10 protein-coding genes are annotated in these 9,723 nt (G+C 72.5%); 4 read left to right on the top strand and 6 right to left on the bottom strand.

Translation table 11 applies throughout. The annotated features are described in order from the left end of the window. Nucleotides 1–70 precede the first annotated feature (70 nt). Complete coding sequence (locus NS220_RS05485; RefSeq protein ID WP_058623084.1) at nucleotides 71–778, bottom strand: SDR family NAD(P)-dependent oxidoreductase; 708 nt, start codon at nucleotides 776–778, stop codon at nucleotides 71–73. A gap of 118 nt (nucleotides 779–896) precedes the next feature. Between NS220_RS05485 and NS220_RS05480 the strand changes: the two genes are divergently transcribed. Next, complete coding sequence (locus tag NS220_RS05480; protein WP_058623083.1) at nucleotides 897–1,235, top strand: hypothetical protein; 339 nt, start codon at nucleotides 897–899, stop codon at nucleotides 1,233–1,235. Between the two features lie 137 nt (nucleotides 1,236–1,372). Here the strand turns inward: NS220_RS05480 and NS220_RS05475 are convergent, their stop codons facing one another. Beyond that, nucleotides 1,373–1,873, bottom strand: coding sequence for a hypothetical protein (locus NS220_RS05475; protein WP_058623082.1), 501 nt, complete (start codon nucleotides 1,871–1,873; stop codon nucleotides 1,373–1,375). Nucleotides 1,874–2,023: 150 nt separating this feature from the next. On the opposite strand from NS220_RS05475, the gene NS220_RS05470 reads away from it, so the two are divergent. Then, nucleotides 2,024–3,109 (top strand): alpha/beta hydrolase, encoded by a 1,086-nt coding sequence (locus NS220_RS05470; RefSeq protein WP_058623081.1) that lies wholly within the window; start codon nucleotides 2,024–2,026, stop codon nucleotides 3,107–3,109. A gap of 331 nt (nucleotides 3,110–3,440) precedes the next feature. Here NS220_RS05470 and NS220_RS05465 read toward each other — a convergent pair whose 3' ends face one another. From NS220_RS05465 to NS220_RS05450, 4 genes are all read right to left on the bottom strand, one after another. Next, on the bottom strand, nucleotides 3,441–4,775 hold the full coding sequence (locus NS220_RS05465) for an MFS transporter (protein WP_058623080.1): 1,335 nt from the start codon (nucleotides 4,773–4,775) through the stop codon (nucleotides 3,441–3,443). Nucleotides 4,776–5,203: 428 nt separating this feature from the next. Next, complete coding sequence (locus tag NS220_RS05460; protein ID WP_058623079.1) at nucleotides 5,204–5,881, bottom strand: GntR family transcriptional regulator; 678 nt, start codon at nucleotides 5,879–5,881, stop codon at nucleotides 5,204–5,206. 82 nt (nucleotides 5,882–5,963) lie between these two features. Further along, on the bottom strand, nucleotides 5,964–6,440 hold the full coding sequence (locus NS220_RS05455) for a ribose-5-phosphate isomerase (protein WP_058623078.1): 477 nt from the start codon (nucleotides 6,438–6,440) through the stop codon (nucleotides 5,964–5,966). Then, nucleotides 6,437–8,200 carry a dihydroxyacetone kinase family protein gene (locus tag NS220_RS05450; protein ID WP_058623077.1) on the bottom strand — a complete coding sequence of 588 codons (1,764 nt, stop codon included), beginning with the start codon at nucleotides 8,198–8,200 and terminating at the stop codon, nucleotides 6,437–6,439. Before NS220_RS05450 ends, NS220_RS05455 begins: the two co-directional genes overlap by 4 nt. Nucleotides 8,201–8,314: 114 nt before the next feature. Here NS220_RS05450 and NS220_RS05445 point away from each other — a divergent pair, with 114 nt between their 5' ends. Next, nucleotides 8,315–9,163, top strand: coding sequence for a sugar phosphate isomerase/epimerase family protein (locus tag NS220_RS05445; RefSeq protein ID WP_058623076.1), 849 nt, complete (start codon nucleotides 8,315–8,317; stop codon nucleotides 9,161–9,163). Nucleotides 9,164–9,195: 32 nt separating this feature from the next. Beyond that, on the top strand, nucleotides 9,196–9,723 hold a 528-nt coding region (locus NS220_RS05440; protein ID WP_058623075.1), incomplete at its 3' end, for an SDR family NAD(P)-dependent oxidoreductase.

Genomic DNA, 9,723 nt, shown 5'->3' with positions numbered 1-9,723 from the left:
TCGTCGGAAGCGTCAGATGTCTATAACAGACAACGCCCGCGCCGCCCGCGGCGGCCGACGGCCGCGGGGGTCAGTGCATGATCATCCCGCCGGTCACGTTGATCGCCTGTCCGGTGAGGTAGCCCCCGGCGGGTGAGGCGAGGAAGTGGGTGACGCCCGCGACGTCCTCGGGGATCGCGAGCCGCCCCAGCGGCGACTTCGCGCTCCAGGCGGCCACGTCGGCCTCGGAACGCGTGTCGGCGCCCATCTCGGTGAGCACGTAGCCGGGGCAGACGGCGTTGACGGTGACGCCGTGGCATCCCCATTCCTGGGCTCCCGCACGCGTCAGTGCGACGACCGCGGCCTTGGACGCGGCGTAGTGGCCCTCGCCGCCTCCGCCCTGCTTCGCGGCCATGCTCGCGATGTTGACGATCGCGCCGCGCCGGGCGTCGAGCATCGAGGGGGCGACGGCCTGCATCGTCACGAGCGTGGCGCGCGCGTTGATGTCGAGCACGCGATCCCAGTCTTCGACGGTGATGTCCAGGAGCGAGACGTGCTGGAAGATCCCGGCGCAGTTGACCAGGACGTCGACCCCTCCCAGAGCGTCGATCGCCTCGCCGATCGCACGCCGGGTGTCGGCGGGATCGAGCAGGTCGACGGCGAAGAATCCGGATGCCGAGTCCCCGCCCGGAGCGCGCCGATCGAGCACCGCGACCCGGGCGCCGTCGGCGGCGAACCGATCGACGATGGCGGCGCCGATGCCGCCCGAGCCTCCCGTGACGATGACGCGCTGCGACATGGCATCCCTTTCGTGGGCGTCGGGTGCGCCCTCGGCGTCACCGTACGCGCGGCCCCGCACACGCCGACGACGGGGCTGTTTCGGCGGCGTAACGCCGCGATGTGGCTAGGGTGAGCCCATGACTCAGGCGACCCGACCCGGCGCCGCGGCGGAGCGGAGCACCGGTTCGGCCGTGGGCAGCATCGCGCTCTCGCTGCTCGTCATCGCCGTGCTGACCTTCGGGTGGTCGGCGCTGGTGGGGGTCCTGTTCCTCGCCGCCTGGGTGCCGGGCGGTTACTTCGCGTGGTTCCTCATCCCGGTCGGGCTCACGACGGTGGCGATCCTGGCGGCGTTCTTCGCCGTCCGCTCGCGTCGTCTGGTGCCCCGCATCGTCGCGGGCGGGGCCCTCGTCTGCGCGGTGGCGTCGTTCGGCCTGCCGCTGATCGCGCAGGCCGTTTTCGCGCAGTCGTTCGCCTGATCGCGCGGCGACCGCGCCGGCGCCGGCCGTCGCGCCGCTCGTTCTCCACCGTTCGTGCCGTTCCGTTCGTTCTCCACCGTTCGTGCTGTTCCGTTCGTGCCGCGCCGCTCGTTCTACGCCGTTCGTGCCGCGCCGCGTCACCCGGTGAGGATCCGCCAGACGGCGGCGGCGTCGACCTCCCGCCGCGCGTCGGTGCCGCGCGAGCGCCAGGCGTCGCGATCGAAGACGTATGCCCGCTCGACCTCGAGGGCGTACAGACGCTTCGTCGGCACCGCGAGCACCGCCGCCACCTCGGCATCGAGCGCGTCCGCGGGGCACGCGTCGCGGGGGAGCCGTGCGGCCAGAATCTCCCGCACGGCGGGCTCCGTGGCATCCACCTCCCGCGCGGAGAACGCCAGCTGCACCCCGTCGGCATCGGCGACGGCCGCCGACGAGTCGTAGACGACACCGGATGCCGTTCCCGACCCCGCGATCGCCCGGGCGTGCCGCGACCCGAGATCGGACTCGACGTAAAGGCCGCGAGGAACGAGCCGGTACTGTGCGGCCGCGGTCCACGGCCCGGTGGTGTCGGCTGTCCCGATGACGACGAAGCGCTGCGTGGTCAGGATCGCCGCCGCGCGCTGTTCCGGAGACCTCATGCCGCCATGGTGCGCGGTGCCTGCGACGCCGGTGTTTCCCCGGCGTAACGCTTCTTCGCCGCGGCCCGGTCGACGGCGTCCGGAGCCGTACGCTCGGGGCAACGTCGCGTGGCGCTCCCTGGGCGCCCCATCGCGACGGAGCGTCCGGGCATGCGACCCGACGCGCACCCGACCGACGCACACTCCACCGAAGGGCACCTCGTGACCGTGCACCCCGCCATCACCGATCCTCACGTGCGGGCGCACCTCGCGCGCCTCGCGGCGCAGGCGGGGACGATTCCCTCGGGAGCCACGGATGCCGCGGGTGACGACGCCGCGCGGATCGCCGAGCTCCGCGCCAACCCCTCGTGGGTGCGGCTGCCCGACGACGAGATCCTCGAATCGATCGACGTGGATGCCGACGGTCTCGCGCTCCGGCTGTACCGCCCTCGCGGGGGCCACCGCGGCACCCTCGTCTTCGCCCACGGCGGAGGATGGGTCGCCGGCGACCTCGACAACAACGACGCCCTCTGTCGTGCGCTCGCCGCGGCGACGGGGACGCAGGTGTTGAGCGTCGACTATCGGCTGGCTCCGGAGCATCCCTTCCCGGCCGGGCTCGACGACCTCGAGCGGGCGCTGCGTTTCGCCGCTTCCGGTGCGGGAGGACTGGTCGATCCCGGTCTCCTGGGCGTTGCGGGCCACAGCGCGGGCGGCAACCTCGCGGCGGCTCTCGCGGTGCGCTCTCGTGAGGGGCGGGCCCCCGGCATCCGGATCCAGGTGCTGCTGTGCCCTGTTCTCGACGCCCCCGACCTCACCCGCCCCAGCTACCGTGCGCACACTGAGGATCTGCCGCTGACCGCGAAGGGCATGCAGTGGTACTGGGGGCTGTACGTGCACGATGCCGCGGAGTCGGCGCCGCGGCCCGTCTCGGCGGCCGCGGTATCCGCGTCAGCGTCCGCGCAGCCGGAACGGGCGGAGACCGCTCCCGCAGCCAGGCCGGTCGTCCCGGTCGAAGCGGCCCCCCTGCGCGCCCCCGACCTGACCGGTTCCGCGCCGGCCGTGATCGTCGCGGCCGAGGTCGACCCGCTGGCGGACGAAGCGGAGGAGTACGCCGCGCGGTTGGCGGCATCCGGAGTCCCCGCGGAGTTCGTGCGTCGCGCCGGCGTGCCGCACCTGTTCCTGGTGTTCCCGTCGACGCCCGCGCGTGACGAGGTGCTCGCGCAGATCGCGCCGGCGGTGCGGGCGGCGTTCGCCTGAGCTCTGCGCACCCTCGTCCCAATTGTGGTGGGTTGGGCGGCGCTGCACCGGCCATTTGTGGGACATGCACCGCCAGAGGGGGGACGAGGTTCCGTCGCGCGGCCCGCGCGCACCCTCGTCCCACTTGTGGTGGGTTGGGCCGCGCTGCACCGACCATTTCTGGGACATGCACTGTCAGAAGCGGGACGAGGCACCCCTGTCGCGTCGGGCAGCGTGACGCTCATCCCGCCGGGCGCTCACCGGCGATCACGCAGCGCTGTCACGCCGAACCGCAGAGACACCGGATGCCACGAACCCGGCGGGGTCCGTGGCATCCGGTGTCTCGAAAGGGTCAGGCTCCGACGAGCTCGCGCTTGGCTTCCACCTCGGCGGCGTCGTCGGCCTCGCGGCGGCGACGGCCGTTGGTCTCGGGGGTGAGGACGGCGGCGATGAGGCCGACCAGGCCGTAGAAGCTGAAGAGCACGGCCGGGCCCATCCATCCGAAGGCCTGGAACAGGCTGACGGCCCAGAAGGCGGTGAAGCCCGAGACGACCGCGGAGAGCTGGTAGGCCAGCGAGGCTCCCGAGGAGCGGGTTCCGGTGTTGAACAGCTCGGGGAACCACGACGCCTGCGTCCCGGCGAGGGAGTTCTGGCAGATCGCGAAGCTGAAGACGAACACCGCGACGATCAGCGGGAACACCCCGGTGTTGGCGATGAGGAAGAGCGGGATGCCCGACAGCAGGATCATCGTCGTGCCGAAGACGTACACGGGCTTGCGGCCGATGCGGTCGGTGAGCCAGCCCCAGAACAGGGTCGCGGGGAAGCCGACGAGGGCGGCGATGACGATCGCGAGGATGGTCTGCGACGGGTCGGCGAGCTGGTTGCTCTTCAGGTACGACGACATGTAGGTGATGGCGATGGCGTATCCGGCGGTCTCGGCGATGCGCATGCAGAAGGCGCGCAGCAGGTTCTGCCAGTCAGAGCGCAGGACGCTGAGGAGGGGGTTCTTCTCGATCTTGCCCTCCTCCTTGATCTCCTCGAATTCGGGCGACTCCTCCACCTTCAGGCGGATGTACAGGCCGGCGAACACCAGCAGTGCGGAGAGCAGGAAGGGTGTACGCCACTTCCAGTCGTCGGGCAGGCCCGAGCTGGCGAAGAATGCCAGGTTGGCCAGCAGCAGCCCCAGCGGGAAGCCCGCCTGCGGCAGCGCGCCGAACGCACCCTTGCGGCGCCAGGGGGCGTGCTCGTAGGTCATGAGGATCGCGCCGCCCCACTCGGCCCCGAACGCGAGGCCTTGGATGATGCGGGTCACCACGAGCAGGATGGGCGCGGCGACACCGACCGTGGCGTAGGTGGGCAGGATGCCGATCGCGAACGTCGCGAGACCCATGATGAGCAGCGAGGCGATGAGCACCGGCTTGCGGCCGATCTTGTCGCCGAGGTAGCCGCCGATGATGCCGCCGATCGGGCGGGCGGCGAAGCCCACACCGAGAGTGGCGAACGACAGCAGGGTGCCGGTGAGCGGGTCGGCGTCGGGGAAGAACGCCGTTCCGAAATACAGGGCCGCGGCGGTGCCGTAGCCGATGAAGTCGTAGTTCTCGATGGTCGTGCCGACGGTGCTGCCGGCGGCGACGCGCCAGCGGTGGGGAGTGCCGAGCACCGGGGTCGACGTCGTGGCCTGTGCCATGGGTCTTCCTATCTTCTTCGATAGCCTCCGCGTGCTCCAGCGATGGAGACCGGCGGGCTGAACGCTCTGGGTTCGATTGTTAACAATGCAACAGTAGGACTCTGAGCGCAACACCTGAGCGTACTTTTTTCTGCGGATGCCGCCGGGCGCGGTCGACACGGGCGGTTTGCCGCGAGCGGGTTGCCGTGTGCCGTCATGCGGAATCGGGCAGCGCCGGACCGGTTCCGGATGCCGCCGGCCCCGGGCGCCGCGGGCGGGTTGCCGTGTGCCGCGCCCCACCGGATGCCGCGCCATGAGCTGCGCAGGACGGCGGGCCCACGAGGGGGCGGGGACTCCCGCCGCCGCGCACTCCGCAGGACGGCAGGCCGACCAGGCGCGAGATGCGATCGCCTCGACGATCGGGCGGTCGCCGGCTCAGCGCGGGGAGCTCAGGCCTCGACGCGGTCGAGCAGGCGCTCGACAGCGGCATCCATGTGTCCGCGCAGGAATCGTCGCGCGGCGTCGGGGTCGCCCTCGACGAGGATGTCGACGAGGGGCATGTGCCGGTCGATCGACATGTTCGCCACCGCCACGTCGAGTCCGCCGCTGGTCAGCGCCGCGCGGGCGAGCCCGGCGACCCGCTGCCACGACTGCAGGAGCGTGGCATTGCCGCTGAGCTCGCACAGGGTCTCGTGGAAGGCGAGGTCGGCGCGCACGCGCGCGGCGAACTCCTCGGCGGCGTTCAGCGTGTCGAGGCGTTCGCGCAGTACGGACGCCGCGTCGGAGCGGTCGTCGAACGCGCAGATCTCCTCGCACGCGAGCGACTCGAGCGCGTAGCGCACGTCGAAGATCTCGCGGATGTCGGCGGCCGACACCACCCGAACCGACAGGCGTCCGCGCGAGTCGGCGGCGAGCAGGCCCTCCTGCTGGAGATGGCGCAGGGCCTCGCGCAGCGTGCCGCGCGACACCCCGAGCGAGTCGGCCAGCTCGATCTCGCCCAGGTGCGTGCCGGGGGCCAGCTCTCCCGACGACACCGCGTCGCGCAGGCGCGTGAGGATCTGCTCTCGCAGCGTGTTGCGACTCACACTGCCGAGACCGCGCAGAGCGCTCGAGGGGGAGGTCGGCATGGAGACCAACCTAGTCGCCGCTGCGCTGACGGGCGTCACGGGGCGCCCGCCGCGCGCAGCCGAGGCCGCGGCACGCGACCCGTCACGCGGCCCCGGGCGTCTCGTACCCGCAGATCGCCGCGACCTTCTCGGCCGAGGCCGAGGCCGGGTCGAAGCGGTACGTGAGCCACTCGCGCACGAGGCGCCGCGCGAGCTCGAGTCCGATCACGCGCTGCCCCATGCACAGCACCTGCGCGTCGTTCGAGAGCACCGCGCGCTCGACCGAGAACGAGTCGTGTGCGGTGACGGCCCGGATGCCGGGCACCTTGTTCGCCGCGATCGCGACGCCCAGGCCCGTTCCGCAGATGAGCAGCGCGCGGTCGGCGCGGCCGTCGGCGACCATGCGGGCCGCGTCCACCGCGATGTGCGGATACGCGGTGTGGCCGTCGGCATCCACTCCCACGTCGACGACGTCGACGACGAGATCGGATGCCGCGAGGTCGGCCTTGAGGACCTCTTTGTAGTCGTAGCCGGCGTCGTCGCAGCCGATGACGAGGCGGAGGGGTTCGAGCGCGGTCATGAGCGTCCTTCCAGGATGAGCGGGAGCGCCGGGGTGGAGTCCCCGAGCGCGAGGTCGGTGAGGGCGGCGATCGCCAGGGCGAGGGAGACGGCGCCGGCGTCGGGGGTGCCGACGCTGCGCTCGGCGAGGGGGCGCGCGCGTCCGAGGCGCGGGGTGAGGGCGGCGGTGGCACCGGCCGCCTCGATCGCGACGCCGCGGGCAGAACGGAGGGTTGCGGCATCCGCGGGTCCGTCCGTGAGGGCGTCGGACCAGGGCAGCAGCACGTCGACCATGGTCTTGTCGCCGAGGGTCGCGCCGCCGGTTCCGGTGATGGCGTCGCGTCCGGCGAGGAGGGCGGTGACGAGGCGCGCGGTGTCGGCGGACTCGCTGTCGCCGAGAGACGCGCCGACGGCACGCAGGGCTCCCCCCCACAGGGCTCCCGACGTACCGCCGGCGACGTCCGACCAGGCGGTGCCGGCGCGCGAGAGCAGGGTTCCGGCCCCGGCTCCGCGCTCGGCGGCGGCTCGCGCGGCGTCGAGCGCCGCGCGGGTGCCGCGCTCCATGCCGATCCCGTGATCGCCGTCCCCGGCGACCGCGTCGATCCGGCCGAGCTCCGCGGCATGGGTGACCATCGTGGAGTGCAGCGTCTCGAGCGCGCGCAGCACCCCCGCGGCCAGGTTCTGGGACGCGGGGGTCCCGGGCTCGATCTCCGCGCCCGAGACGACGGCGCGTCGGCGCAGTTCGTCGCGTGCGGCGGCGTCCAGCTGCGCGGCGGGCCGGGCGCTGCCCTTGCGGTAGCCGGGCGTGAGGCTGGGCGAGGTCCACCGGCGCTCGAGTTCGTCGTCGAGCCAGACGAGCGTGAGCGAGATGCCCGCCATGTCCAGGCTCGTGCACAGTTCGCCGATGTCGGGGCTCACGACGGTGACGCCCGCGGCATCCAGCAGCTGCGAGACGCGGCGCCACACGACGAAGAGTTCTTCGTACTTGACCGTGCCGAGACCGTTCAGCAGCGCGGTGACGCGCTGGCCGCGGGCCTGATCGACGCCGTCGGGGAGCTCGTCGAGAAGCCGGTCGACGAGCATCGCCGCGAGGTCGTCGGCCGAGGCGATGGGCACGTCCTTCACGCCCGGTTCGCCGTGGATGCCGAGACCCAGCGACATCATCCCCTCGGGGACGCGGAAGAGCGGCGCATCGGCGCCGGGCAGCGTGCAGCCGTCGAAGGCGATGCCGAAGGTCCGGGTGCGGTCGTTGGCGTGGCGCCCGGCGGCGACGACCTCGTCGAGGGGGAGTCCTTCGTCGGCGGCCGCGCCGAGCACCTTGAAGACGATGAGATCGCCGGCGATGCCGCGGCGCTTCTCGATCTGGTCGCGCGGGGCGCTGGCGACGTCGTCGGTGACGAGGACGATGCGCGCGTCGATGCCCTCGTCCGCGAGGCGGGTGGCGGCTTCGCCGAAGTGCAGGACGTCGCCGGCGTAGTTGCCGAAGGTGAAGACGACGCCCTGGCCGCGGTCCGCGGCGCGGCCGACCGACACCGCCTGCGACGCCGAGGGCGACGAGAAGATGTTGCCCACGACGGCGCCGTGCGCGAGGCCGGTCCCGACGAGGCCGCAGAACGCGGGGTAGTGGCCGGAGCCGCCGCCGGCCAGCACGGCGACGCCCTCGTAGGAGGTGCTGCGCACGACCCCGCCGGGGACGGGGGCGACCATGTCGGGGTAGGCGGCGGCGAATCCCTCGAGCATCTCGGCGGGGAAATCGGCCGGGTCATTGAACAGTCGGGTCATCGTCGACCTCCGGTGAGGAGCGGGTGGAACACGTTCAGTGTTTGAATGTTAACAATAGAACAGATAGTCTCGCCGTCAAGCCCGAACGGGCCGTCACACTCGAGGAGGAGAACCGTGGCCGCCACCGACCCCCGCATCACGTGCTCGACCATCACGCTGCGCCACCTGCCGCTCGCCGAGGCGCTCGCCGAGATCCGCGCCCGCGGCTTCGAGGGCATCGACCTCGGTGCCCTTCCGGGCGTCTGCGACCACGTGCCCTACGACCTCGACGACGCGGCCGTGACCGCCGTGGCCGCCACCGTCGTGGCATCCGGACTCCGCGTCCGCTCGGTGAACGCCGACGTGGGCGATCTCAACCGCCCCGACTCCGAGGGTTCGGCCGCGCGCCGTGCCGCGCACGTCGACCGCCTGCTCGACCTGTGCGTCGCGATCGGATCCGACGCCCTCGTGCTCCCCAACGGCGCGCAGGAGCACGCCCCCGTCGTCGACCTCGACGCCGACCTCGACCTCGTCGCCGCGCGGCTCGTCGAGATCTCCGCCGCCGCCCGTGCCCGCGGCATCGAGCTGTGGGTCGAGGCTCCGCACTTCTTCCGCCTCGCGTACGACCTCGACCGCGCGGGGGCGCTGCTGTCGCGCCTGCCGGCCGAGATCGGCGTCGTGCTCGACACCAGTCACATCGTCGCCGGTGGGGGAGATCCTCGCGACTTCCTCTCCGCGCACGCCGCGCGCACCCGTCACGTGCACCTGAGGGATGCCGAGCCCGGCTACATCCACCACTCGATCGGCCGCGGGCGGGTGGACTTCGCCGACCTCGCCGCGGCGCTCGCCGAGGTCGGCTACACCGGCGACCTCGCCCTCGAGCTCGAGACCCGCGACACCGCCGACGCCGACCGGGCGGATGCCGCCCGCGCCGCCGCCGAGTATCTCAGCGGCCTGCTCGCCGCAGCCGTCGTCCCCGCGTGACCCACACCATCCGTTTCGAAGGAGAACACCCCATGTCCCAGCCCACCACCGCCGTCGTCACCGGCGCCGGCTCCCCCCGCGGCATCGGCCGCGCCACCGCCCGCGCGCTCGCCGCGACCGGCGCTCCCGTCGCCGTCATCGACCTGGATGCCGCGGCCGCCGAGGCCGTCGCCGCCGAACTCCGCGACGAGTTCGGGGTCGAGGCCTTCGGCTACGGCGCCGACGTCACCGACGAGGCCGCGGTCGACGCCGTGGTCGCGCGCATCGAGAACGACCTGCCGCCCGTGGCATCCCTCGCCAACATCGCCGGGATCACCTCGCCCACCCGCTTCCTGCAGACGACGCTCGCCGAGTGGAACCGTGTCATGTCGATCAACGCCACGGGCACGTACGTCGTGACCAAGCGGATCGCCGCGGGCATGGTCGAGCGCGGATACGGCCGCATCGTGAACATGTCGTCGGTGTCAGCCATCCGCGGCGGCGGCGTCTTCGGCGGCGTCCCCTACTCGGCCGCCAAGGCCGCGATCCTCGGCTTCACCCGCGCCGTCGCGCGCGAGCTC

Origin of the sequence: Microbacterium testaceum (genome assembly GCF_001476655.1) — a bacterium.
In the GTDB taxonomy this organism is placed as follows: domain Bacteria; phylum Actinomycetota; class Actinomycetes; order Actinomycetales; family Microbacteriaceae; genus Microbacterium; species Microbacterium testaceum_C.
Note: the sequence above shows the minus strand (reverse complement) of the source record. Positions and strands in the feature narration are given on the sequence as shown.